Below are 24,850 nucleotides of genomic sequence, written 5' to 3'. Positions count from 1 at the left end.
TTCTATACAGGGGTAATGTGTTTGGCCGGTTTGGCTTTGGGGCCGGGAGCGGATGTGCGCGCGTCCGGCGGCAGCGCCTTCGTTTGCGCCTTGACCGCCCGGTCGAAGACGTCCAGCATCTGCTGCAGGCTCGCTTCCTCGTCCGGCGTCGGCGCCTCAGGCACTTGCAGCACCTGCTGCAGCCACCCGGCCAGTGCACCGATGTCGTCCGGGTCGGCGCGCGACAGCAAGGCCGGCAAGGCGGCGATGGCCGCATCGAAATCATGCAGCATCAGGCGTGCCTGCTGGCGCACGATACCGCGGAACTCCTCCATGCCGACGTCCTGCCGGTATTGCGGCTTGATCAGTTTGAGGGCCAGGTTGACCCTGCGCTCGTCGGCGATCATGCGGAAGCGGTAAATATAGAACAGCGCGCGCACGGCCGCTTCCACCAGGCCGCCCCGCTGCATGTCCTCGTCCATCTTGCGCGTTTCGCAGCGCACGTATTCGCAATGCTCGGGCGAGATGCCGGGATGGGGGCGCGGCGGCGTCGTATCGCCGATGGCTTGTCCCGTCAGCGCCTGCACCAGCGGCGAGCCGTACACCAGATCGAAAGTGGTTTCCTGCACCGTGTCGCGCCAGTCGCGCCAGCCGTTCAAGCCGGCCGTGATGGCGCCGGAGATCGCTTCCTGCATGGCCAGCAGCGGGTTGTCTGGCGCCACCGGCTGGCGTTGGGCGCGCACTTTTTCCGCCTCCTTGGCCACCAGCCTGGCCAGAGGATTATGGTCGGTCCAGCGCTCGTACGACACGCGCAGCGGGTGTGCCAGCTGCAGGAAGCGCGCCGTCTGCGGCGTGACCATGGCGCGCACCCACGGCTGCGCAAACGTGCGGTACAGGGCCAGGTTCACTTCGGACACGCGCGCGGCGGCGGCAAACTTGCGGTCGTTTTCCACGCTCGGCTGCACGATGGCGCGCACGTCGTCGATGCCGCGGTGCTCGACCTGCAGCACGTAGTCGCCGCTGGCCAGGTCCGCGTTCGGCGTATCGGGCGTCTTGTCGACGATCCGCGCTTCGTAGATACCGGCCGGCAGCAGGTTGATCAAGTCGATATTACTGGCGAATTTCTGGTGTTCCTTGTGCCCCACCTTGGCCGATACAAAGATGCCCAGGTGGCCAATGCTGTCATGCACGGCGTAGACGATGGTCTGGTCGTGCATCAGTACGTCCTTGTCGTCGCGGTACAGGTCCGTGATCCAGCCCAGCGCCTGCGGCGGCGGCGTGATGTTGTCGCCATTCGAGCAGAACACGACGATGGGCGAACGGATATTGCGCAAGTCCAGGCGCACGCCGTCGGAGGTGATCAATTCGGCCGTGGCCAGGCGGTTGCCGATGAACAGATTGTCGACGATGTACTGCATCTCGACGTCGTTGAGGAAGACGTGGCCGCCCCAGTATTTTTCAAATTCCAGGTAACGGGGCGCTTCCGTATCAATGTTCGCGTACAAGTTGTACTGCTTGCTCCACAGCGTGTTGGCCGGGTTGAGCTTCTCGAAATTTTGCACCAGGCTGGCGCCGTCGAAGCGGCCGTTGCCCAGGTCGCCCGCCAGCGCCGTGGCCCAGCTGCCGCCCATCAGGCCGCCCGCGTAGCGCATCGGATTGCGGCCATGCCAGCCGGCCCAGTACGAGACGGGCGCGCCTGCCACGATGATGGGACCGAACAATTCCGGGCGCATGGCCGCCGTCATGAGGATTTGCCAGCCCGCCTGGCAATTGCCGATGACGACGGGTTTCCCCTCGCTGTGCGGATGCAGGGCGATGACTTTTTCCAGGAAGGCCGCCTCGGCGTGCATCACGTCTTCCACCGTCTGTCCCGGCACGGGATCGGGCAGGAAGCCGATGAAGTAGCATGGATGGCCTGCGCGCAGGGCCACGCCGATCTCGCTCTCGGCCTTGAAGCCGCCGATGCCGGGACCATGGCCGGCGCGCGGATCGACGACGACGAAGGGCCGCTTCGATGGATCAGGTTCGGGCGCATCGGGCGTCAGGATGCGCGCCAGGCCGTAGTTGACGGGACGCGCCAGTTCCAGGCCCGACATCACCAGTTCGGCGGGGAAGTCGAGCACGTTCGGCACTTCCTCGGCCATGTGTTCCTGGTACTGGTTGCCGCGCCGGCGCATCACGTCCGCGTACAGCACGATGCGCTGCCACGAATCGCGCGCATAGTCGCCCAGCACGCCCAGCGACGGCAAGCCGCCGGTGGAGAAAAATGGTGCAGCTTCGGTTTTCATGGCTATCCTTTTCATGCAAAAAACGCCGGACCATTCCGGCGCGGGAGCTACGCCATCTGGCTGATGGTCTTGCGAAAACGGGCAAGGGCAAACGTGAACAGGGCCGTGCCGATGGCCAGCAGGGCCAGGAACGGTTTCCACACCACGTCGATGCCGGCGCCCCGGTACAGGATCGCCTGGCTCAATTCGACGAAATGCGTGGTCGGGGCGATCAGCATGATGTTCTGCACCAGTTCAGGCATGCTTTCGCGCGGCGTGCTGCCGCCCGAAAGCATCTGCAGCGGCAGCAGCACGAGGATCAAGAGCATGCCGAACTGCGGCATGCTGCGCGCCACGGTGGCGAGGAAAATACCCATCGACGTGGTGGCGAACAGGTGCAGCGCGGCGCCGCACAGGAACAGCGCGATCGAGCCTTCGATCGGCACGTGCAGCATGCCGCGCACCACCAGGTTCAGCGACAGGGCAGCGGCCAGCAGCACCACGAGGCCCATGGACCATACCTTGCCCAGCATGATTTCGGCCGGCGTCACGGGCATCACCAGCAAATGCTCGATGGTGCCGTGTTCGCGCTCGCGTATCAGGGCCGCGCCAGTCAAAATGATCGACAGCATCGTCACCTGGTTGATAAGCTCCATCAGCGAGCCAAACCAGGCCTGGCTCAGCGACGGGTTGAAGCGCGCGCGCATCACCAGCTCCACGGGCGAGACGGTTGCGCCCCGGTAGCGCTTGGCGAATTCCGATATCTCGCCGGCGGCGATCTGCTGGATGTAGCCGCTGCCGCTGAAAGCCTGGCTCATGCGCGTGGCGTCCACGTTCAGCTGCAGTTCCGCCTGGCGTCCGCCCAGCACGTCGGCCTGCAGCTTGGGCGGGATCGTCAGCACGAAGGTGTACTGTCCCGCGTCGAGGCCCGCGTCGACCTGGCTCTGGTTGATCATGGCCGGCGGCGTGAACTGGGGCGGGAAGAAGGCCGAGGCGATGCGCCCGGACAGCGGCGAGCCATCCTCGTCGACGATGGCGATCGACGCCATGTGCAGCGTTTCCGGCTTGGCCGTGGCGGCCACGTAGATCGCCAAAGTGAACGTGTAGAGGATCAGGATCAGCATCATCGGATCGCGGATCAGGCTCCAGATTTCCTTCACGCCCAGGCGGTAGATGTTTTCAAGGTGGCGCATATCAGCTCTCCTGCTTCTTCAGCAGCGCCACGGTCACGCCGAGGATCACGGGGATGGCGATGATCAATGGCCAGAACGAGGCGTGCAGGTCGCCCAGTCCCAGCGCCTTGTTGAACACGCCCCGGCTGATATTGAGCATGTGCGTGGCCGGGTACATCAGGCCGATGGCCTTGCCCACGCCTTCCATCGACGAGACGGGATTGAGCAGGCCGGAAAACTGGATGGCCGGGATCATGGTGCCGATCATGGTCACGAACAGCGCCGCGATCTGGCTGCGCGTAAAGGTCGAGGCGAACAGGCCGATGCCGGTGGCGCAGATATTGAAGATGAACGTGGCGCCGATCAGGGTCGCCAGGCTGCCCTTGACCGGCACGCCAAAAGCGGTCACCGCCAGCAGCGCCATGAGAAGGAAGTTGAACATGGCCAGCACGACGTAGGGCACCTGCTTGCCGAGCAAGAATTCCAGGCGCGTGACGGGCGTCACGTACAGGTTGATGATGGAACCCAGTTCCTTTTCGCGCACGACGGACAGCGCCGCCAGCATGGCCGGCAGCATCAGCAGCAGCAAGGGAATCACGGCCGGCACCATGGCGGGCAGGCTTTTCACGTCGGGGTTGTAGCGGTAGCGCGTCTGGATGGCGACGGGGTTGCTCATCGTGATGCCATAGCGGTGCAAGGCCTGGTCGGCCAGCCACAGCTGATGCATGCCCTGCACGTAGCCTTGCACGGTTTCCGCGCGCATCGGCATGGCGCCGTCGATCCACGCGCCCACCTGAGCCGGCGCGCCGCGCTGCACGTCGCGCGCGAAGCCGGGCGGGATCTCGATGGCCAGCGACAGTTCTCCGCTGCGCATGCGCTTGTCGATATCGGCATAGTCGCGCAGCGGCGCTCGCTCAATAAAATAGCGCGAGCCGGCCAGGTTGTTCGTGTAATTCTGGCTCAACGTCGTCTGGTCGTGGTCGAGCACCGCGTAACTCAAGTCTTCCACATCGAGGCTGATGCCGAAGCCGATGACGAACAGCAGCAGCACGGAGCCGCCCAGCGCCAGGGTCAGGCGCACGGGATCGCGGCGCAATTCCAAAGTCTCGCGCCACATGTAGCTGAGCATGCGGCCCAGGCTGAAACGGCTGCGCCGGTGTTCCTGTTGCGGTGCGACCGCTTCCGCCTTCTGCACGGGCGCCTCGCTTTCCTGCACCGCCGGCGCCGTGCCGCCGCCCGCCTCTTCCAGGTAGGCGATGAAAGCCGCTTCCAGCGAGGGCGCGCCCTTCTTGCGCACCAGTTCGGCCGGCGCATCGCTGACCAGCACTTTACCCGCATGCATCAGCGAGATACGGTCGCAGCGCTCGGCCTCGTTCATGAAGTGGGTGGAGATGAAAATGGTGACGTGGTCGCGCCGCGCCAGCTCGATCATCAGGCGCCAGAAATTGTCGCGCGCGATGGGGTCGACGCCGGACGTCGGCTCGTCGAGGATCAGCATTTCCGGCTTGTGCACCATGGCCACGGCCAAGGACAGCCGCTGGCGTATGCCCAGCGGCAGGCTGTCGGGCAAGTCGTCCATCACCGCACCCAAGTCGAAGCGCTGCGCCATTTCGTCGATGCGCGCAGGTATCTCGCCCTCTGGCACGTGGAACAGGCGCGCGTGCAGCACGAGGTTCTGGCGTACCGTCAGTTCGCTGTACAGCGAGAACGCCTGCGACATGTAGCCGACCCGGCGGCGCGTATCGATGTCGCTGGAATCGACCTGCTTGCCGAACAGCCAGGCCTTGCCCTCGGTCGCCGGCAGCAAGCCCGTGAGCATCTTCATGGTGGTCGACTTGCCGCAGCCGTTCGAGCCCAGGAAGCCGAAGATTTCGCCGCGGCCGATGCGGAAATTCACGTGGTCGACGGCCGTAAAATCGCCGAAGCGCATGGTCAGGTCCTGCGCCTCGATGGCGACGTCCTGCGCGCTGGCGGCATCGAGCGGCGTGATGAGGACGGGCTGGTGGCCCGCGCGCTTCGCTTCCGGCAGCAGCTTGATGAAAGCCGCTTCCAGGTTGCCGCTGTCCGTGCGCGCCAGCAGTTCGGCCGGCGTGCCCGTATCGAGCACCTTGCCGTCATCCATGGCCACCAGCCAATCGAAGCGCTGCGCCTCGTCCATGTAGGCCGTGGCCACCATCACGCTCATTTGCGGGCGCTGCACGCGGATGCCGGCGATCAGGTCCCAGAACTGGGCGCGCGCCAGCGGATCGACGCCGGTGGTCGGCTCGTCGAGAATCAGCAGGTCAGGATCGTGGATCAGCGCGCAGCACAGGCCAAGCTTCTGCTTCATGCCACCCGACAGCTTGCCCGCCGGGCGCGCGAGGAACGGTTGCAAGCCCGTGCTGCGGGTCAGCTGGTCGATGCGGCGGCGGCGCTCGGCCGCGTCGTGGCCGAACAGGCGCGCGAAAAACTGCAGGTTTTCCTCGACCGACAGGGTCGGATACAGATTCTTGCCCAGGCCTTGCGGCATGTAGGCGATGCGGGGGCAAACGTCGTCGCGGTGGCGCGCATCGCGCATGTCGCCACCGAGCGCCATCACTGTGCCCTGCTGCACGGCGCGCGCGCCCGCCACCAGCGACAGCAAGCTCGATTTGCCCACGCCATCGGGACCGATCAAGCCCACCATGCGGCCGGCCGGCACATCGAGGTCGATGCCGTCCAGCGCCACCGTCTTGCCGTAATGCTGGCTGACGCCGCGGATGCTGACGACAGGGGAAGTGGAAGCCACAGTCACTGCGGAACCTTCGCCGTCAATTCAGCGGGCCAGGCCTGCTTGGTATCGAGACGCACCCAGGCCACGCCGGGCAAGCCCACTTTGACGAGGGCCAGATGCTTTTGCAGCAGCTCCCGGCTGATCTGCGCTTTCACGCGGAACATCAGCTTCTGGCGTTCGCTGGCCGTTTCCACGGTCTTCGGCGTGAACTGCGCGCTGGCGGCGACAAACGAGATCGTCGCGGGAATCACGTACTGGGGCGCCGCGTCGAGGATGATGCGCACTTCACCGCCCAGCGCCACCTTGCCGGCCGCCGTCTCGGGCAGGAAGAAGGTCATGTAGACGTCCGACAGGTCGACCAGGTTGAGCACCTTGCCGCCACCGGCCAGCACTTCGCCCTGCTGCGCCACCAGGTATTGCACGCGGCCGTCGCGCGGCGCCGCCAGCTGGCCATCGGCCAGGTCGGCATCGATGCGCGCCGTCGTCGCCTCGGCCGCCACGACGGCGGAACGCGAGCCGACCACCTGCGCCTTGGCCGCGTCGATAGCCGCCTGCGCCGCCGTCACCTGCGCCCTGGCCGCATTCAGGGCGGCGGCCACGCTGCGCACGCGGGCACGGTCGTCATCGAGTTCCTGCACCGAGGACGCGCCTTCTTTCGACAGGGTCTCGGAGCGGGCCAGGCGGCGCTTGGCCGCATCGAGTTCGCTTTCGCGCTGCGCCACCATGGCCAGCGCGGCCGCCTTGTCGCTCTCACGCACGGCCACCTGCGCCTGCGCGCCGACCACCGCATCGGATGCCTGCTGCTGGCGCGCGCGCGCTTCGTCGCGCTGGGCCATCAGCGAATCGACCTGCATGGTGGCCAGCGGCTGGCCCGCCTTGACGAAGTCGCCCTCGCGCACGAGGATCTCCTTGACCCTGCCGGCCAGCTTGGTGGCGACGTCGATTTCCGTCGCTTCGATGCGGCCATTGCCGCTGACAAAACCTTCGCCAGGACCCGTAGGACGCATTTTTTGCCAGGCCACATAGCCCAGCACGAGAACGGCCACGACGAGTGCCGCGGGGATAAGTTTTTTCTTCAGTTGAGCATTCATGGTATCGGGGCGATCAAATTAGTGGGTGGAAGCGGCGGCGGAGGCGACGGGCGCGCCGCCGCCCAGGGCCGCATACAGGCTGACCTGGCTCGAGAGCAGAGCGCGGCGCGTCTGCACCAGCTGCTGCTCCACCGTCAGCAGGTCGCGCTGCGCGTCGAGCACTTCCAGGTAGGGCGCGGCGCCATTGTCGTAGCGCAGCTTGGCCAGGCGTGCCCGTTCGCTCTGCGCGGCCAACGTCGTCTTGCCGATGTCGACCTGCAGCGCCAGCCAGCGCCGGTTCGACAGCGCGTCGGCCACTTCGCGGAACGCGCCCTGCACGCTCTTTTCGTAATTGGCCACGGCCACGTCGCGGCGCACCTCGGCCAGGTCCATATTGGCGCGCAAACGGCCCGCGTCAAAGATCGGCAGCACCAGGCGCGGCGCGAGATTCCAGGCGCCGCTGCCCGAGTCGAACAAACCGTTCAATTCCGCGCTGGCCGTGCCGTAGGCGGCCGTCAGTGAAATCGTCGGGAAGAAGGCGGCGCGCGCGGCGCCGATATTGGCTTGCGCGGCGCGCAACTGGTGTTCGGCCGCGATCAGGTCGGGGCGCTGCGTGAGCAAGGCCGAGGACAGGCCCGCATGCAGCGGCTGCAGCACGCTGGCGTCGTCGAAGCGGCGCACCTCACCAGCCACCGGCGTCAGATCGACGGGGCCGCCCACCAGCTGGGCCAGCGCGTGCGCCTGCACGGCGCGCGCCTGTTCCAGCTGGGCCGACAGCGAGAGGGCCTGGCTGAGCAGGGTTTCCACCTGCGTCAGGTCCAGCTTGGAAATCGAGCCTACCTCAAAGCGGCGGGTGAAGATGCGCAGCGATTCGGCGCGGCTGTCGACGGTGGCGCGCGCCAGTTCCACCCTTTCGTCGAGTTCACGCAAGCCCAGGTAGCCATTGGCCACCTGCGCCACGAGGGCCACGCCGACGGCGCGGCGCGCCTCGTCGCTGGCCAGCAGGGTTTGCAGCGCGCTGTCTTTCAGGCTACGTACCCGGCCCCAGAAATCGAGTTCCCACGCGCTCACGTTCAAGCCCGCCTGGTACTGCGCGCTCGTCATGGCGCGGCCCGTCGGACTCAGGTCATCTGGCACGCGTGCGCGGCTGCCGGAGGCGCCCAGCGCGATAGTGGGAAATTGCTCCGCGCGCTGGATGCCATACGCGGCGCGCGCCTCTTCCACGCGCAACGCGGCGATGCGGATGTCGCGGTTGCTGGCCAGCGCCTGCGCAATCAGCGCCTGCAGGCGCGGGTCGGAAAAATAACTTTGCCAGGCGACGTCGGGCGCGTGCGCGCCGGCCGGATCGGTTTCCGGATACTGCGCCGCCACGGGCAGCGGCGGTGGCGCATACGGCGGCGCCATCGAGGCGCAGCCGGCCAGGGCCAGCGTGGCTGCCAGGGCGGCCAGCATGGCGCGGTGTGGCAAGGTAAAAACAGCCATGGTCATCATCTTCCAGTCAATTCAGAATGTTGTAGCCGCCATCGACGTACAGGGTGCCGCCCGTGATGGCGCGCGCGCCGTCGCCGGCGAGGAAGGCGCACAGCGCGCCCACGTCCTCGATGGTGGCCAGGCGGCGCATGGGCGAACGTTCGATGGCGTCGGCCATCAGGCGGTCGAAATGGGCGATGCCGGAAGCGGCCCGCGTTTCCAGTGGCCCCGGCGAAATGGCGTTCACGCGGATGCCTTGCGGCCCCAGTTCGGCGGCCAGGTAACGCACGGACGCTTCCAGCGCCGCCTTCACGGGCCCCATCAGGCCATAATCGGCGATGACTTCCTCGGCGCCCAGGTAACTCATGGTCATCAAGCTGCCGCCATCCGGCATCAACGGTTCGGCCAGTTTCGCCATACGCATGAAGGAGTGGCAGGAGACATCCATCGCCTGCGCAAAGCCGTCGGCGGAACTGTCCGTCACGCGGCCATGCAAATCGTGTTTCGGCGCATAGGCGATGGAATGAACAAGGAAATCGAGCCGCCCCCACTGCCGTTCGATCTGCGCGAACAGCGCCTCCAATTGCCCCGGCACGGCCACGTCGAGCGGCGCCATGATCGACGCCTGCACTTGCTGCGCCAGCGGTTCCACGTGCGTTCTCGCCTTGTCATTGAGCCAGGTCACGGCCAGTTCGGCGCCGGCCGCGCGCAGGGCGCTGGCGCAGCCCCAGGCGATGCTTTGCGCGTTGGCGATGCCCACCACCAGCCCCCGCTTGCCCTGCAAAGGCAAGGATGGGCGCAAGCCGGCCGTCATGCCGGGACTGGACGCAGGGCGGGCCACGGCGTAGCCGCATGCACGCAGCGCACGGCGCCCGCATGCATGGCGGCGGCGCACATGGCCAGGGTAACGCCGCCAGCACGCGCATACGGCAAGGCAATCGGAGTGTGGGGATGGAGGGTACTGCACGCGTCAGGCGCGGGGGGCTGCATCTTCATGAATCTGGCTTCCGTCACTGAAATTCGAGGCCGGCACCAGTGCATTCTCGGGGAACTGGTACAGGGCGAAAATTACTCTACAGCATTTAGATACGTGATTCGCGATGAGTCCGGTCCGCATGCTTATCGTTTTGAGCTAGGTCAACTATAAGTGCGATTGCGGCAATGCAACATTGATATACATCAAATTCTACATCAATATTATTTAAATGAACTAATTGACAAGCAAGCGAATCGCGGTGCCTTTTTGATAACTCCGTGGGGCTGGCGCACAGAAAAGCAGCCGTGCAAAAAGAAAGGGAGATTGCCTGGAAAACAAGCGGTGGGGCGACTTGGCGCGCGGCGCCAGGCGGGGAATGGGAAAAATCGGGGCCATGCTATTGCGATGCAACATGGCCCCCATGCACTACTGGAATGACAGGAGCGGTTATTTGCCCGGCGCCGATGCCGGACGCGAATACAGGTCGATGATGGTGCTGATGCCATCCTGGCATACGGAGCAGAACGTCTCGCTGCGGTCGAACATGATGCACTGCATCTCGGGCCGGTAGTAGCCGGACGACTCGTAGTGCGCGCCTTCGAAGGCGCCCACCGCATGGCGCTGCGGCGCTTTCGAGAACAGCTGCTGCGTGTACGCCAGGTCGGCCTTGAACAAGGTGCTCATTTCACTTTCCGGGCGGTTGGCCGCGCGCAGGGCAGCGCGCTGCTTCTGGTATTCGCGCGCATGGCTGTCGTACGCCTCCTTCGGCCATGGCGTGGGTAGCGGCGTGCCCGCCTTCACATGGTTTTTCCATTTCAGCTTGGCCGGATCGCGCAGCGCCGTGGCGTTCGGTTCCCACGGTTCCTGCCGCTCGCCATTCGACTGGTAGGCCACGGGCGAAGTGTAGTACTCGTCGGCCAGGCCGGCGAAATGGTGGCCGAATTCGTGCACAAACAGGTAGTTGGCCCAGTCGCTGTTGGCCGCCGCCGTGCTGAACTGGCCGAAGATGCCGCCACCGCCGTAGGTATCGTTATTGACGAGGATTTCGATGAATTCATATGGCGCGTACTGCGCCAGGTCGCGCAGCGCGCGGTTGTCCGCCGTCAGCACATAGCGCTCGCTGCCGAAGATGTCGTAGCGCGTGCCCAAGGGCGAGGCGTGATGCACGCCCGTCGAGGGACGCGACACGCCCGACTCCTGCGTCGGCGCGGCCATGGCCCACACATTGAAGTCATTGGCCCGCTCGCGGAACGGCGACACCGTGAAAAGATGCTCGGCCAGCTTGCGTGCCGTCGCTTCAAACTTGCCCATTTCGGCCGCCGTATAGCCATCGCCCATGATCAAGAGGTCGACCTTGCCGGACGATGGACCGCTGATGCGGATCGGGATCGGCTTGGCGGGCGCCGGCGGCTGCTTGCGGATCACGTCCTGCGCGGCAGGATCGACATCCGTGCTCCACGCAACGGAAAACAGGCCGCGCTCGTCGCGCTTGAGGATGCGCACGCGCACGGGCTGCTCGGGCTGCGGGAAGCGCACGGATTCCTGGAACGCGCGCGTGGTGGTTTTCGCTTCATCCGTGCTGGCCCATTCGCCGAAGATGGTGGAAAAACCGCGCGAATACAGCACCTTTCCCGACTTGATGTCGACCACTTCCAGCATATTGTTGCCGCGGTTGCTGTCATCGATGGGGCGCGCCAGGTTGCCCGCCCATGGCAGGGGCTCGACCAGCACGCGCTCGACCGCATAATGCTCGCCCAGCGCATTGCCGCTGTGCTGGTAATCGAGGCGCATGGTGGCCGGCTGGGCGGCACTGGCCGCTTGCGCGGCAGGGGCGATGCCGGCGGCCAGCGCCAGCGCGCAGAGGAAGGATCGAATCGGGGTCTGCTGCATGTCATTCCTAAAACGGTAGAAAAACAGGTGAAGGGATCGGTTTTCCAAACAATCGGCGGGCCTGCCGGCAGGCGCGGGGAAAACCGCTGCGGCACATTGTAGCGACAGGAAGCGGACGTGCAAAGCGGCCAGCTTGACCCGGCAAGGCAATCGGTTTATATTAGACTGACCAGTCGATTAATTAAAGGTAAGTCCATGCGCACCATCGATCCCGATAAACACGCGGCACGCCGCGACGCCATTCTCGCCGCCGCGCGCCACTGCTTCGCGCACAAGGGCTTTCACCAGACCAGCACCGCCGCCATCTGTGCGCAGGCGGGCATGAGCCCCGGCAACCTGTTTCATTACTTCCCCACCAAGCAAGCGATCATCGCCGCCATCGTCGACCAGGAAGGCAGTGAGACGGCCGCCTATTTCGCGGGCGTGCAAGGCAGTGCCGATGCCTACGGCGCCCTGCTCGACTTCATGGACGTGGTGCTGGCGCTGGCGGCCGACGCGGACTTTGCGGGACTGGCGCTGGACATCGCCGCCGAGGCGATGCGCGATACGGACATCGCAGCCAGGGTGGCGCGCAACGACGCCGGCCTGCGCGGCGGCGTGCAAACCTTGCTCGAAGAGGCGGCCGCGCAGGGCCAGGTCGACGCCGCGCTGGACCCCGCGCAAACGGCCGGCTGGATCGCCGCACTGATCGATGGCATCTTCAACCGCGTCGCCGTCGATCCCGATTACGCGCCGCTGGCGCAGCGGGCAAGCCTGCACCTGTTATTGGCGCGCTTCCTGCGCCCTGCCCTGGCATGAGCGCCGCCATGAGCCGCTCACCGAGTACGCCGCCCACACGCATCGCCGACGTCGACGCCCTGCGCGGCTGCGCCCTGTTCGGCATTTTGGTCGTCAATATCGGCGCCTTCGCCACGCCCTGGTTCGGCCTGGGCCTGACCGATCCCGCCTTTCACGGCGGCGTGGACCGCGCCACGCATTTTCTCATCGCCCTGCTGTTCGAAACCAAGTTCTACCTGCTGTTTTCCTTTTTGTTCGGCTACAGCTTCACCCTGCAGTTGCAGGCGGCCGCGCGCGCTGGCGCACCGTTCGTGCCGCGCATGCTGCGCCGGCAAGCGGGCCTGTGGCTAATCGGCGCTCTGCACGCCGTGTTCCTGTTTCATGGCGACATACTGACCACCTACGCCGTGCTGGGCATCGTGCTGCTGGCGCTGCACCGCTGCGGCGAACGCCAGGCTTTGTCCCTGGCGTTGACGCTCGTCGCCGTCTGCGTGGCGTTCTGGGCAGGCATGGCCTGGCTGCAAAGCCTGCAGCCGGCGGGCAACGACGCGCAGCTGGCCGTGGACATGGCGCAAAAGGCGGCAAGCGCGCTGGCCGCCTACCGCGCCACGCCAGCCGCCGTCATCCATCAGCACCTGCGCGAACTCAGTGACATCTGGCTCGTCCTGCTGCTGGTGCAGGCCCCGTGCGCGCTGGCCATGTTCCTGTGCGGCCTGGCCGCCGGCAAGCGCGAGATGCTGCTGCATGCGAGCGACTATCTGCCGCTGCGCCGCCGCCTGCTGCGGGCCGGCACGCTGGCGGGATTGCCCGGCGCCGCCTTCTATGCGTGGACCTCCGTGTATGGCGACAGCCAGGCATGGCAGGTGGCGGGACTGGCCGTGGGACTGGCCACCGCTCCGCTGCTGGCGGGCGCCTACCTGGCATTGGCCCTATCTCTGTTCGAGCGTCTGCGCGACGGCACGCTGTTTGCGCTGCTGGCCGATACAGGCCGCATGGCCCTGTCGAACTACCTGCTGCAGTCGGCCATCTGCGCCGTGCTGTTCCTCGCGTATGGCGCGCGGCTGATGGGCAGCGTCTCGCCGCTGGGCGCCCTGGCGCTGGCCGCCATCATCTTTGGCGCGCAGCTGCCATTGAGCCGCTGGTGGCTGCGCGGCCACGCTTATGGCCCTGTCGAGTGGCTGCTGCGGGCCCTGACGGTCGCCGCGTGGCCGCGCTGGCGGCGCTAGCGCGCCACTTACTTGTAGCGGTACAGGGGCTGGCGCAGCTGGATCGGGCGGATATCGAGGCGCAGCTTCAGCACCGAGTACGCTTCCGCCTCGGTCGAGCTGTAGCCGACGCTGTTGACGGTTTTACTGAAGCGGAACTCGAAGCCCAGGTCCGGGTACGGGTCGCGCGGATTGCCGAAGGCGATGCCGATGGCTTCCTGCTGGGCGTTGTCGATCAAATTGCCCATCAGGTCGAGTACGGCGTTGTTGCCGAGGATATCGTTGGTAAACACAGGTTCGCGCATGTCGGGCTGGTTCGGATCGAGCTTGTTGTCGGCCTTGTCCGGCGACGGCGTAAACACGCGCGTGACAAGATTGAATTTGTCGCCACGGTCCAGATAGCTGATGGCCGCGTTGCTGATATTGAAATTTTTTACGCCACGGTCGCTGATGGCGCCCGACAGGTCGATCAGCAGGGCGCCGCTGTAGCCGATGACTTCCACGTCGCGCATGGCGTCGACCACCATGGCGCTGTTTTCATCGATGCCCAGTCCCAGGTGATAGCCTTTTTTCAGCATCACGGGAATCATGCGGGCAAAACGCCCACGCACCAGCAGATGCTGGTCCACAAAAACGTCGCTGCCGATGAAGCCCAGGCCCGGCGCGATCTCGCGGCCATCCGTCACGCCCATCTTGAGCATGTCGAGCACGGGTTTGGCGTCGTAGAACATGGTCGTGCTCATGATGGCCGCGCCGGCGCTGGAACCGGCGATCACGCCGCCGTTGCGATAGACCGACCAGATGGCTTCCAGCGCGGCCGTGCGGCTGCCGTCCGGGCGCAGCAGGGCTTGCGTGATGCGTCCCTGATCGCCGCCGGCAAAATAGATGCCGGTGGCCGACTTGATCTGCGTGACGATGGCAGGGTCTTCGGCCGCCTTGCGGTAATCGCGATTGGCCAGCTTGACGGCCAGCGGCACGAAAAAGGCCTCGGCGCCATATTGATTGAGTTTCTTGATGATGTTTTCACCGGATTTTTCCGGGTTCATCGCGGCCGACGCCAGCACGGCGATGCGCGCGCCCGGCCCGCCCGACAGCTTGACGATACGTTGCCAGACTTCGGCATTGTCGGCGCGCAGGCCGCCGCCGATGATGACGAGAGTGCCCTGCGGCGCGCTGCCGATGGCACTGCCGGCCGGCGCCGCCACGGCATGGACGCTGCACAATGCCAGCACGAACAGCAGCGCGGCGCGGAAGGTGTGGTACAGGCTTGAAGATGATTTCATGGTGCCTTTCGAATACAAGAAAAGTGGCGCGCACTTGTCGATACCGGCGCGCGCCCTTGCTGCCAAACTGCTGCTTGCAACCCGACTCCAGCGAACGACGATACTACCTGCCGCATATGACAGCGTTGTTGCGGCATCCCCGACTTTTTTTACTTGAAGCTGTAATTGGCGCTCGCATAGAAGCGCCGGCCGCGCGGGTCCGTGTAGCTGGGATCATAGCCGGACAGGAAAAAATAGGCCTGGTTCGAGTATGGCGGACTGGTATTGAACAGATTCTGTATGCCCGCGCGCAGCTTGAACTGCTGGCTCACCGCATAGGCCGCCGACATGTCCCACAAGGTGTACGCCTTCACCCGGTTCGGCTTGACCACGCTGCCGTCATCGATGTTGATGGCCGAGTTCTGATCCCGGTAGCCGCTCGAATACGTGTTCGACAGGCTGGCCGAATACGGGCCGCTATCCCAATCGAGTGTGATCGTGTGGCGCCAGCGCTGCACCACGCCGTCCGTGACGAAGCGATTGAGATTGCTGATGAAATCGTCGCCAGGACTGGTCTGGATTTTTGAGCCCAGCACATACGTGCCGCTCAGGTGGCCGCCAAAGCGTCCCCACGCCGTTTGCACGCCATGCAGGTCGGCCGTGATATCGATGCCAGCAGCTTTTTGCGCGCCGCGGTTTTCCTTGCGCAGCTCGATATAGTCGATTTCATTGTCCTCGTTGCGGTGCACGAGGTCGCCGTACTTGGCCAGGTTCCCGAGGATGATGTCGTCGCCGATTTCGCTGATCAGGTTCGTGCGCCTGATGTTCCAGTAATCGGCACTGAAGGTCCAGTGCTGGCTCGTTTCGAGCACCAGGCCCACCGAGAACTGGCGGCTGCGTTCCGGTTTCAGCTTGTCGTTGCTGTAGCGGCGCGTATCCCAGTCTTGCGCACAATCGGCATAATTGTTGTCGACGGTGGCGCACAGCACGGGATCGGGTAGGGTCGCCGTACTGCTGTAGACGGTGGGACGGTGCAAGTCCGACATCGACGGCGCGCGGAAACCCTTGCCGGCCGAAGCGCGCAGCAGCACCTGCTTGCTGGGCATGTAGGTCAGGCCGACCTTGGGACTGAGGGCGCCGCCCACCTGCTCGTAATGGTCGTAGCGGCCTGACAACTGCGCCTGCCATTGCCTGGTCAACGGCAGCAGCAATTCGCCATAGACGGCTTGTACATTGCGGCTGTCGCTGGTGCCCCTGCCGCCTTCCGGCGCCGCATCGTTGCTGATGTTGTCGCTCATGAGCAGCGCCGATGGGCGAAACTCGGTGCGTTCGCGCCGCACTTCGCCGCCCACGGCCAGCGCCATGTCGCCGCCGCCCATGGGCATCAAGGCGCGCGACACCTTGAAATCGAGCGAGTCCATGACGCCGCGCGCATGGCGCACCTCGTCGTCGACCTGGATGCTGTCGAGCAGCGCCCGGCCTTTCGCGCTGGAGGGCCCGAAGGGATTGATGTCGCCGGCCGCGATCCCTGCCTGCAGCTTGTCGTACAAGACGTAGCCGTGGGTATCGCGGTCTTTCACCACATTGACGCTGTGATTGAAGCCCACGTCGTAATCCCAGCCGGCGAGCGTGCCGGTGGCGCCCACCACGTAGCGCTGGCTCTCGCTGGTCAGCTGGCTGGTGCGCATGCCCGCCTCGTTCAGCCGCATGCGCAGTTCCAGTTCGCGCTCCACCTGCTTGCCATCGTCATCGAGCAGCGTGTCGAAACCCGCATTGGCCAGCTGCGGCACCTTGCTGTAATCGAGGTAGCCGATCACGCGCGCCGACGACCCCACGTAATGGCTGCGCGAGCGACTCAGCGCCACTTCCGCATACAGCTGGTGATCGCTATTCAATTTCAGCACGCCGCGCGTGAGCAGGTTCTGCTTGTCCGTCTTCGGATACAGCTCCGTGTCGCCCATATAGTTATAGGTACAGGCATCGACGCCACCCGTGCCCGCCGGCAGGTACAGATTGGCCGGCGGCGCGCAGTTCGGAATGCCAAAATTGATCTGGCGGTTGGTGATCGGCTGGCCATTGAGCAGGAAGCCGTTGTCCTGCAGGTGCTCGCGCTGGGCGCTGGACAGGCGGATATTCGCCGGGCTGGTAAAGTTCGACAGCAAATGCCCGAGGCGCTGCGGAATCTGCAGGTTCGGGATGAACTTGCGCTGCGAGGAGCGCAGGCCGTCCGTTTTTTGCAGGTCGACCACGGCGAAGATATTGTAGCCATCCGCAGCCAGGTCGCCCGTGCCGGCCGTGATGCTGGCCGTGCGCTTGCCCGCGCCCCCTTCATCGGTGCGGCTGCCGTAGACGTTCAGCTCCACGCCCTGGTAATCCTTGCGCGTAATGAAATTGATGACGCCGCCGATGGCGTCCGTGCCGTACAGGGCCGATGCGCCATCGAGCAGCACTTCCACGCGCTGCAGGGCGGCGGCCGGGATGTTGTTCAGGTCCACGCCCGCATCGTCGCCGGGCGAGGCAAAGTTGGCCATGCGCCGGCCATTGAGCAGCACCAGGGTCGACGAAGTGCCCACGCCGCGCAGGTTGGCGCTGTTGAAGCCGCGCTGGTCGCCGCCCACGTTGATGCTGGCGCCGTCCGTCAAGCCGCCCACGTTGGCCGACACGCGCGCCATCAGCTCGGCCGCCGTCGTCACGCCTGCCTTTTCGATTGCGGCGCGCGTGATGATCTGCACGGGCAGCGCCGTTTCCGATTCCAGCCGCTTGATGGCCGACCCCGTGATCTCCACGCGCTGCATTTTTTTCGGCGCAGGTTCTGTCTCCTGCTCCTGCTCCTGCGCCTGCGCACCATTGCCCAGCATGCCCAGCGCCGCCGTCACGCTCAGGGCGCCCAGCGCCACGCGCACGCCTTGCGCCAGCACCGACTCGCGTGGCAAGGCGCCGTCCTGTCTTTTCATCTGCATTGTCACTCTCCCCCTGATGTTGATGTCTGATTTTTATAATGATTTTGCGACTGCCTTGCGCTGCTTCGCCGCTGTTTTTCGTGGGCCCTGCACGCCATGTTCGCCGCCATACAGATAGGCGGCGATGACGTCGCTCAAGCGGGCCGCTTTTTCTACGTTCTTTTTGTTCGATACCATCAGCGCCACGGCCAGCGCCTCGATCATGGCCAGCGCCGTGCTGGCGCTGCTGGGCAGGACAGGATGCGTGCTTTGCGCGTACAGCGCGTGGTCGGCCAGTTCGGCCAGCGGCGAGGCGGGCGAGTCGGTGAGCGCCACGATGCAGGCGCCGCGGTCGCGCGCGAAGCTGGCCAGGCCGATGCAGTCGAGCGTATAGCGGGGAAACGCGATCACCACCAGCACGTCGTGCGCCGTCAGGTTGACCAGGTGGCCGGCCGCTACTTCCGAGCCGCCGATGCCCACCACTTCCACCACATGCGGGCAAAACGGCTGCAGGTGCTGCACCAGCATGCCCGCCAGGTTGGCCGACAGGCCAAAACCCATCACATACACCACCCTGGCGCGCGTCAGTCGGCGCACCACGGCCTGCATGGCGGGCGGCGACAGGGCATCAGACGTGGCGGCGATATTCGCGGCCGCATATTCGAGGCTTTGCGTGATGGGCGAGGTGGCGCGCGCGCGCCGTTCTATCGTGCGGCGCAGTTTGTCGACCGGCTGCAACAGCGATTGCAGGGTTTCTGCCATGGCGCCGCGCATGGCAGAATAATTCTTCTGGCCGATATCGCGCGCGAAGCGGCTGATGGTGGCCGTCGACACCTGGCAGCTGTCGGCCAGTTCCTCGATGCCCAGCGCCGTCACGCGCATCTGGTTGCGCAGCAGGTAATCGGCGATCTGCCGCTGCGAAGCCGAGCCGCCAGCCAGCACGTGCAGCAGCGCCTGCCCCAGCGGCGATTGCGCGAACGCGGCGTCGGGCGACGCCAGCGTGGTAGCAAATGGCATGGGGGCGTTGCTTCTGGCAGGACTAGCGGATGCTCTCATATCACTGGCGGCCTGTATTCTTGGGCACTGCGGATCACTGGCGGAAGGCGAAATCGGGTCGCTGGAACTTACTGTACTCATATCAAAAAGAAAACTCAACAAATATTTGTAAAAGGATTTTCATTGATTTACTTCGTGAAAATATTGCTACATAATCGACCGGAATCCATCAACCATGCACCTTTCCGGGGCGCCCACCATGCAAGTACAACAGCATCCCATCTCCACCGCGCACGCCAGCATGTCCTGCCAATTGAGCAGCTTCCACTTCGGCGCCGCGGCCGCCACCAGCCGCAGCGGCAAGAAGGTGTATATCCAGGCGGCCCTGCACGCGGACGAGGTGCCGGGCATGCTGGTGTCGCAGTTTTTGCGCCGCGAACTGCTGGCGCTGGAAGCGGCGGGCAAGGTCCACGGCGAAATCATCCTGGTGCCGGCTGCCAACCCGATCGGCCTGGCGCAAGCCATCCATGGCGCACCGTTCGGCCGCTTCGACCTGACCACCGGCATCAATTTCAACCGCGCCTACCGCCACGTGGCCGATGAACTGAAAATCACGCTGGCTGGTCAGCTGGGACAGGATGCGCAAGCCAACGTGGCGCTGATACGCGAGCATGCGCGCGCCGCCATCGCCGCCTGGCGGCCGGGCACGGATGCGGAAACCTTGAAGAAAACCCTGCTGGGCATGGCCATCGACGCCGACATTGTGCTCGACCTGCACTGCGATAACGAGGCCGCACTGCACATCTATACGGGCACGCCGCTGGCGGCGCAGATCGCGCCCCTGTCCGCGCTCCTGGGCGCGCGCGCCGTGCTGCTGGAACTGGCGGCCGGCGAAGAGCCGTTCGACGAAGCCTGCAGCCGCTTGTGGTGGGATCTCGACGCGCACTTCGGCGGCCGCTATCCGATTCCCGCCGCCTGCCTGTCGACCACCGTCGAACTGCGCGGCGAAGTGGAAGTGAGCTACGTCCTGGCCGAACGCGACGCCGCCGCCCTGCTGCGTTTTCTCGCCATCGAGGGCGTGCTGGAGATCGACGGCGCCGGCGACAACCTGCCCGCGCCGCAATGCGAGCCGACGCCGCTGGCCGGCGTGGAGCCGATCCTCGCGCCGCATCACGGTGTGCTGGTCTACCTGCGCGAAATGGGCGAGGTGCTGGCCGCCGGCGATGCGGTGGCCGACCTGATCGACCCCGTCAGCGGCGAGACGACGACCTTGCGCTGCACGGTCGCCGGTGTCTTTTTTGCGCGCAGCGCCCACCGCCACGTCCTGCGCGGCATGAACGTCGGCAAGGTCGCCGGAGCCGTCGCCTACCGCGGCGGCAGCCTGCTGAGCCAATAAGTGACACCCATGAGAAAATTCAAGCTCCCCAATACCTTCGTCCTGCTGTGCGGCATCCTGGCCATGATCGCTGTGGCCACGTGGCTGGTGCCGGGCGGGAAATTCGACACCCAGCTGGTGAACGGCAAGCAGTTGATCATCCCCGGCACGTTTCACTATGTCGACAACAAGCCGCAAGGCCTGGCCGCGCTGATGATGGCGCCCATCAAGGGCTTCGTCGACGCCAGCCTGATCATCGGCTTCGTGCTGATCGTCGGCGGCGCCTTCGCCGTGCTGCAAAAAACGGAAGCCTTCGATTCGCTGATCAAGGCCATCGCCAAGGCGCACACCAGTTCGCGCTTCGTGCGCGCCGCCATCATCCCCGTCTTTTTCACCATGTTCTCGCTGGGAGGCGCCACCTTCGGCATGAACGAGGAAGCGATCCCCTTCATCCTGATCTTCGTGCCGCTGGCCCTGGCCCTGGGCTATGACACCATCACGGGCGTGTCGATTCCCTTCATCGGCTCGCAGGTGGGCTTTTCCGCCGCCTTTTTGAACCCGTTCAACGTCGGCATCGCGCAAGGTATCGCGGGCGTGCCGATCTTTTCCGGCATCGGCTATCGCCTGATAGTGTGGGCCATCGCCACAGCGGTCAGCATCGTGTTCTTGATGTGGTACGCGGCGCGCATCAAGCGCCATCCGGAGAAAAGCCCGACCTACCTGCTCGATATCGAGAAGCGCAGCGAGCACTCGATGGACCTGGACAGCTTTGCCGGCATGACGCGCACGCACCGCGCCGTGCTGTGGATCTTCATGGCGACCTTGCTGACGATGGTCGTCGGCGTCGTCAAGTACGACTGGTTCATCGATGAAATCGCCGCCCTGTTCCTGGTGATGGCCATCGTCGTCGGCCTGGTTGGCCGGCTCGACATGGATAGCCTGGTGGCGTCGTTCGTGCAGGGTGCGCGCGACATGGTCAGCGTGGCGCTGGTCATCGCGCTGGCGCGCGGCACCATGATCCTGGCGCGCGATGCGCAGATTATCGACACCATGCTGCATGCATTGACGCCGCTGGTGGCCTCGTCGAGCCCCGTCTTCGCCGCGCAAAAGATGTTCTTCATGCAGTCGGTGATCAACTTCTTCATCCATTCCGGCAGCGGCCAGGCGGCGCTGACCATGCCCATCATGGCGCCGCTGGCCGATCTGGTGGGCGTGACGCGCCAGACGGCCATTCTGGCCTTCCAGTTCGGCGAATTCACCACGCCGATGATCCCCACCTCCGGCATCACCGTCGGCGTGCTGGCGCTGGCGCGCGTGCCGTGGATCACGTGGGCCAAGTGGATGATCCCGCTGCAGCTGATCTACCTGGTGCTGGCGCTGCTGCTATTGATTCCGCCCTGCCTGATGCACTGGCAGTAAAACGGAACACGCCATTGGCCAATGCCGATGGCGAGTTGAAAAATGCTGTGAATGGCCCACCGTCTCCACCGGATTGCGATGATCAGCGTCGATGCCAGACGCCCTGCCCTACTGCGCGCATACACTGCCAACTCAGTTCTGGCTCCACTGCGGTAGGTACTCTTGCACAACATCCTCGACTGAACTCGCCTGCAGTGCATCGCGACGACGCTTGAGCGGATCGCGCTCGGGCAATGCACTCATCCATTGTTTGAAACGGACAAAGGCCATCGGCTCGAGCGTATTCATCCTGGCCATAGCACCGTTGGTGGCGACGATGACCGCAGAGAATTGCGCTGAATCGAGCAACTCCTGGGCACGCGGTGCTTGCGCCACCCAGAAATCGTCGTCCTCATCGCTTAAGCGAATGGGATGCGGATCATCACCGACCTGCACGCGGCGGATAATATCCACTTCGAATCCATCTTTATTGACGGCGGTATATTTCTGCGCGTCCCGGATCCGGAACGTCGGGTCCACTTTCTGAAGCACGCCCAACATGGAAACGTCAACTTTGCTCAAGGCGGTAGCGAATGCGACGCGTTTTCGTACATCCCACAGCAGATCAATATCGCGTGTTGCTACCGCATCGTCTTCAAAGGTCATGCCGGCAGCCGATTCATAGGCATACAGCGCGTGCGTACCAACCACGCGAAAGTGCTCACCGAGCCTGGTAGCCGCCAGGCGGTTCAAAATATCCACAATAATCGGCGCGACGCGTCCAACGCGAAGTGCACGGTTCATGCGTTTATGCTTGAGCAATGAAGCCTTCAGACCATCTCGCCGCTCGGCAGCCATTTCCTTTCTCTGACGGAAACTGGCGTACATTGCTTCCGTTTCCGGCGAGCGCCGCCCCAGACTCTTCTCACTGCCGGAGGCGCTGGTACGTACCAGATAGGCATCGTCAGGCGCTGAGGCAGGCCCCTTATGCCAATACATACCCCCTCGCACTTTGGCGGCCTCGGCAAGAGCATCTTCATAGGCCTCAAAAGTGGCGACCGCATCAATATATTGTCGCGTGGCGTCGGCAGGCCGTTCTCGCATGACTAGGCTCCTCGGTACATTTATCTATTTTTTGATTTTATGCCGAAAAAATATAATAATCAATTACTTACAAAGCAATACGCGGGTGTTGATATTTTATAGAACCTGAAAGGACACTAGCACCAGAACACAAGCGATGGTTGATCGCACGCTGCACGGATGCCAACGGGATGCCCATGCCACCGAGCCGCGCTGATGGTACTAGGGGACAATGTTCGCTGTATTGACGTTGCTGTCACGTGGGCAGGCAAGAAGCGGGGTGACTGCCGATGATGCTGTATTGCTGAAGCTGATGGTGCTACTGGTATGGCTTACTGATACTGCAGACAATGCATGGCCGCGCTTACAGGGCGGCTTTTTCTTCCGCGTTCAAACGCTTGGCGCTGACGTACACGGTGTGCATGGTGGCTTGATCGGCGCTGGCGACAAGGGCGGCGGAAGCGGCTGGCGCGGCGCGGAACTTCGGCACGGCGGCGGTGGCCAGGCTCGTGGCAGCGGCGACGGCGATGATGGCAACGAAGATGGCTTCCATGTTTTTAGCGATGTTCATGATGGTGTCCTTTGAGTGGCTGGTTGTGTGCTGCGATGATTGAACTGTAGGCCGATCCCCCCTGAACTGCCATCGGATTGCGACCAAACGCACGATTTGCGGGACAGAATACAAACAGCCCGGATGGAACGCGCAACAGGCCATCGCCGTGGCATTTGACGCTTGCCGGCCCCATTCCTGGCCATTTCAGCGCCTTGCAAGCCCCTAAAAGCCCTACCGCCGGCCAACCTTGTTTATAATCGCCGTACACTAAAGGACTTCTTTCATGACTGATCAATTCTCCAAAAAGGGCGAAGCCTGGTCGGCCCGGTTTTCCGAACCGGTCTCGGACCTCGTCAAGCGCTACACAGCTTCTGTATTTTTTGACAAGCGCCTGGCGCTGTTCGACATCGAAGGTTCGCTGGCCCATGCGGAAATGCTGCATGCGCAAGCCATCATCAGCCCTGCCGACTACGCGGAAATCCAGCGCGGCATGGCGCAAATCTCGCAGGAAATCGCCGCCGGCCAGTTCGAATGGCTGCTGGACCTGGAAGATGTCCACCTGAATATTGAAAAACGCCTGACCGAACTGGTAGGCGATGCGGGCAAGCGCCTGCACACGGGCCGTTCGCGCAACGACCAGGTGGCCACCGACATCCGCCTGTATGTGCGCTCCGCCATCGACGACATCACCGCCCTGCTGGCGACGTTCCGCAGCGCGCTGACGGACCTGGCCGAGCAGCATGCCGACACCATCATGCCGGGCTTTACCCACATGCAGGTGGCCCAGCCGATCACCTTCGGCCACCACATGCTGGCGTATGTCGAAATGTTCGGCCGCGACGCCGAACGCATGGCCGACTGCCGCAAGCGCGTCAACCGCCTGCCGCTGGGCGCCGCCGCCCTGGCCGGCACCACCTTCCCGATCGACCGCCTGCGCGTGGCAAAAACGCTGGGCTTTGACGACGTGTGCCACAACTCGCTCGACGCCGTCTCGGACCGCGATTTCGCCATCGAATTTTGCGCCGCCTCCGCCGTGCTGATGATGCACGTGTCGCGCATGGCCGAAGAACTGGTGATCTGGATGAGCCCACGCATCGGCTTCATCGACATCGCCGACCGCTTCTGCACCGGCTCGTCGATCATGCCGCAAAAGAAAAACCCGGACGTGCCGGAACTGGCGCGTGGCAAAACGGGCCGCGTCTACGGTCACCTGACTGGCCTCTTGACCCTGATGAAAGGCCAGCCGCTGGCCTACAACAAGGACAACCAGGAAGACAAGGAACCGCTGTTCGACACCGTCGACACCGTCATCGACACCCTGCGCATCTTCGCCGACATGGCTGGCGGCATCACGGTGAAACCGGAAGCGATGCGCGCGGCCGCCCTGCAAGGCTACGCCACGGCGACCGACCTGGCCGACTACCTGGTCAAGAAGGGCTTGCCGTTCCGCGACGCCCATGAAGCGGTGGCCCTGGCCGTGCGCGCCTGCGTCGACGCGGGCTGCGACCTGGCCGACCTGTCGCTCGAGCAGCTGCGCGCGTTTTCCCCGTTGACGGACGAAGACGTGTTTGCCGTGCTGACCCTGGAAGGTTCTGTCGCCGCGCGCGACCACGTGGGCGGCACCGCGCCACGCCAGGTACGCGCCGCGATCGCCCGCGTGCGTACGCAGCTGGAAAAATAAACGGC

General features: G+C 64.4%; 18 protein-coding genes. 5 read left to right on the top strand and 13 right to left on the bottom strand.

Translation table 11 applies throughout. The annotated features are described in order from the left end of the window. Positions 1-2: 2 nt before the first annotated feature. The 8 genes from SKZ59_RS01945 to SKZ59_RS01910 all read right to left on the bottom strand — a co-directional run bounded on the left by SKZ59_RS01945 (position 3) and on the right by SKZ59_RS01910 (position 11,576). Entirely contained in the window at positions 3-2,267 is a 2,265-nt protein-coding gene (locus tag SKZ59_RS01945; protein ID WP_319990668.1) for a DUF3141 domain-containing protein, read from the bottom strand. Positions 2,268-2,314: 47 nt separating this feature from the next. Continuing rightward, positions 2,315-3,439: an ABC transporter permease gene (locus SKZ59_RS01940; RefSeq protein ID WP_070301161.1), complete on the bottom strand. Its 1,125-nt coding sequence runs from the start codon at positions 3,437-3,439 to the stop codon at positions 2,315-2,317. A gap of 1 nt (position 3,440) precedes the next feature. Then, entirely contained in the window at positions 3,441-6,185 is a 2,745-nt protein-coding gene (gene rbbA / locus SKZ59_RS01935) for a ribosome-associated ATPase/putative transporter RbbA (protein WP_319990667.1), read from the bottom strand. Positions 6,186-6,187: 2 nt separating this feature from the next. Next, complete coding sequence (locus SKZ59_RS01930; RefSeq protein WP_070301159.1) at positions 6,188-7,261, bottom strand: HlyD family secretion protein; 1,074 nt, start codon at positions 7,259-7,261, stop codon at positions 6,188-6,190. Between the two features lie 18 nt (positions 7,262-7,279). Beyond that, positions 7,280-8,728, bottom strand: a complete 1,449-nt coding sequence (locus tag SKZ59_RS01925) for an efflux transporter outer membrane subunit (protein ID WP_319991083.1) — start codon at positions 8,726-8,728, stop codon at positions 7,280-7,282. Between the two features lie 10 nt (positions 8,729-8,738). Continuing rightward, positions 8,739-9,524, bottom strand: a complete 786-nt coding sequence (gene fabI, locus SKZ59_RS01920; RefSeq protein ID WP_072455012.1) for an enoyl-ACP reductase FabI — start codon at positions 9,522-9,524, stop codon at positions 8,739-8,741. Then, positions 9,521-9,706, bottom strand: coding sequence for a hypothetical protein (locus SKZ59_RS01915; RefSeq protein WP_139248410.1), 186 nt, complete (start codon positions 9,704-9,706; stop codon positions 9,521-9,523). The genes fabI and SKZ59_RS01915 overlap by 4 nt, the downstream gene beginning before the upstream one ends. A 427-nt stretch (positions 9,707-10,133) precedes the next feature. Next, positions 10,134-11,576 carry an IgA Peptidase M64 gene (locus SKZ59_RS01910; RefSeq protein WP_319990666.1) on the bottom strand — a complete coding sequence of 481 codons (1,443 nt, stop codon included), beginning with the start codon at positions 11,574-11,576 and terminating at the stop codon, positions 10,134-10,136. Between the two features lie 195 nt (positions 11,577-11,771). Between SKZ59_RS01910 and SKZ59_RS01905 the strand changes: the two genes are divergently transcribed. Together SKZ59_RS01905 and SKZ59_RS01900 are read left to right on the top strand one after the other, a co-directional pair. Then, entirely contained in the window at positions 11,772-12,374 is a 603-nt protein-coding gene (locus SKZ59_RS01905; protein WP_319990665.1) for a TetR/AcrR family transcriptional regulator, read from the top strand. Between the two features lie 8 nt (positions 12,375-12,382). After that, positions 12,383-13,579 carry a DUF418 domain-containing protein gene (locus tag SKZ59_RS01900; RefSeq protein ID WP_319990664.1) on the top strand — a complete coding sequence of 399 codons (1,197 nt, stop codon included), beginning with the start codon at positions 12,383-12,385 and terminating at the stop codon, positions 13,577-13,579. An 8-nt stretch (positions 13,580-13,587) separates the two neighbouring features. Here the strand turns inward: SKZ59_RS01900 and SKZ59_RS01895 are convergent, their stop codons facing one another. The 3 genes from SKZ59_RS01895 to SKZ59_RS01885 all read right to left on the bottom strand — a co-directional run bounded on the left by SKZ59_RS01895 (position 13,588) and on the right by SKZ59_RS01885 (position 18,776). Then, positions 13,588-14,841 carry a cyanophycinase gene (locus SKZ59_RS01895; protein WP_070301465.1) on the bottom strand — a complete coding sequence of 418 codons (1,254 nt, stop codon included), beginning with the start codon at positions 14,839-14,841 and terminating at the stop codon, positions 13,588-13,590. 149 nt (positions 14,842-14,990) lie between these two features. After that, positions 14,991-17,780 carry a TonB-dependent receptor gene (locus tag SKZ59_RS01890; RefSeq protein ID WP_319990663.1) on the bottom strand — a complete coding sequence of 930 codons (2,790 nt, stop codon included), beginning with the start codon at positions 17,778-17,780 and terminating at the stop codon, positions 14,991-14,993. A gap of 33 nt (positions 17,781-17,813) precedes the next feature. Further along, positions 17,814-18,776: a MurR/RpiR family transcriptional regulator gene (locus SKZ59_RS01885; RefSeq protein ID WP_319990662.1), complete on the bottom strand. Its 963-nt coding sequence runs from the start codon at positions 18,774-18,776 to the stop codon at positions 17,814-17,816. 238 nt (positions 18,777-19,014) lie between these two features. Between SKZ59_RS01885 and SKZ59_RS01880 the strand changes: the two genes are divergently transcribed. Together SKZ59_RS01880 and SKZ59_RS01875 are read left to right on the top strand one after the other, a co-directional pair. Continuing rightward, a complete protein-coding gene (locus SKZ59_RS01880; RefSeq protein ID WP_319990661.1) occupies positions 19,015-20,151 on the top strand; it encodes a M14 family metallopeptidase in 1,137 nt (378 codons plus the stop codon). A 9-nt stretch (positions 20,152-20,160) separates the two neighbouring features. Continuing rightward, on the top strand, positions 20,161-21,549 hold the full coding sequence (locus SKZ59_RS01875) for a YfcC family protein (RefSeq protein ID WP_034746426.1): 1,389 nt from the start codon (positions 20,161-20,163) through the stop codon (positions 21,547-21,549). Positions 21,550-21,681: 132 nt separating this feature from the next. Here the strand turns inward: SKZ59_RS01875 and SKZ59_RS01870 are convergent, their stop codons facing one another. Both SKZ59_RS01870 and SKZ59_RS01865 read right to left on the bottom strand, forming a co-directional pair. Next, positions 21,682-22,632, bottom strand: coding sequence for a GSU2403 family nucleotidyltransferase fold protein (locus tag SKZ59_RS01870; RefSeq protein ID WP_034746423.1), 951 nt, complete (start codon positions 22,630-22,632; stop codon positions 21,682-21,684). Between the two features lie 343 nt (positions 22,633-22,975). Further along, complete coding sequence (locus SKZ59_RS01865; protein ID WP_034746421.1) at positions 22,976-23,182, bottom strand: hypothetical protein; 207 nt, start codon at positions 23,180-23,182, stop codon at positions 22,976-22,978. Between the two features lie 265 nt (positions 23,183-23,447). Between SKZ59_RS01865 and argH the strand changes: the two genes are divergently transcribed. Then, positions 23,448-24,845 carry an argininosuccinate lyase gene (argH, locus tag SKZ59_RS01860; RefSeq protein ID WP_099376466.1) on the top strand — a complete coding sequence of 466 codons (1,398 nt, stop codon included), beginning with the start codon at positions 23,448-23,450 and terminating at the stop codon, positions 24,843-24,845. The last annotated feature ends 5 nt before the right edge of the window (positions 24,846-24,850 follow it).

Origin of the sequence: Janthinobacterium sp. GMG2 (assembly GCF_033949445.1) — a bacterium.
Taxonomy (GTDB): Bacteria; Pseudomonadota; Gammaproteobacteria; order Burkholderiales; family Burkholderiaceae_D; genus Janthinobacterium; species Janthinobacterium aestuarii.
Note: the sequence above shows the minus strand (reverse complement) of the source record. Positions and strands in the feature narration are given on the sequence as shown.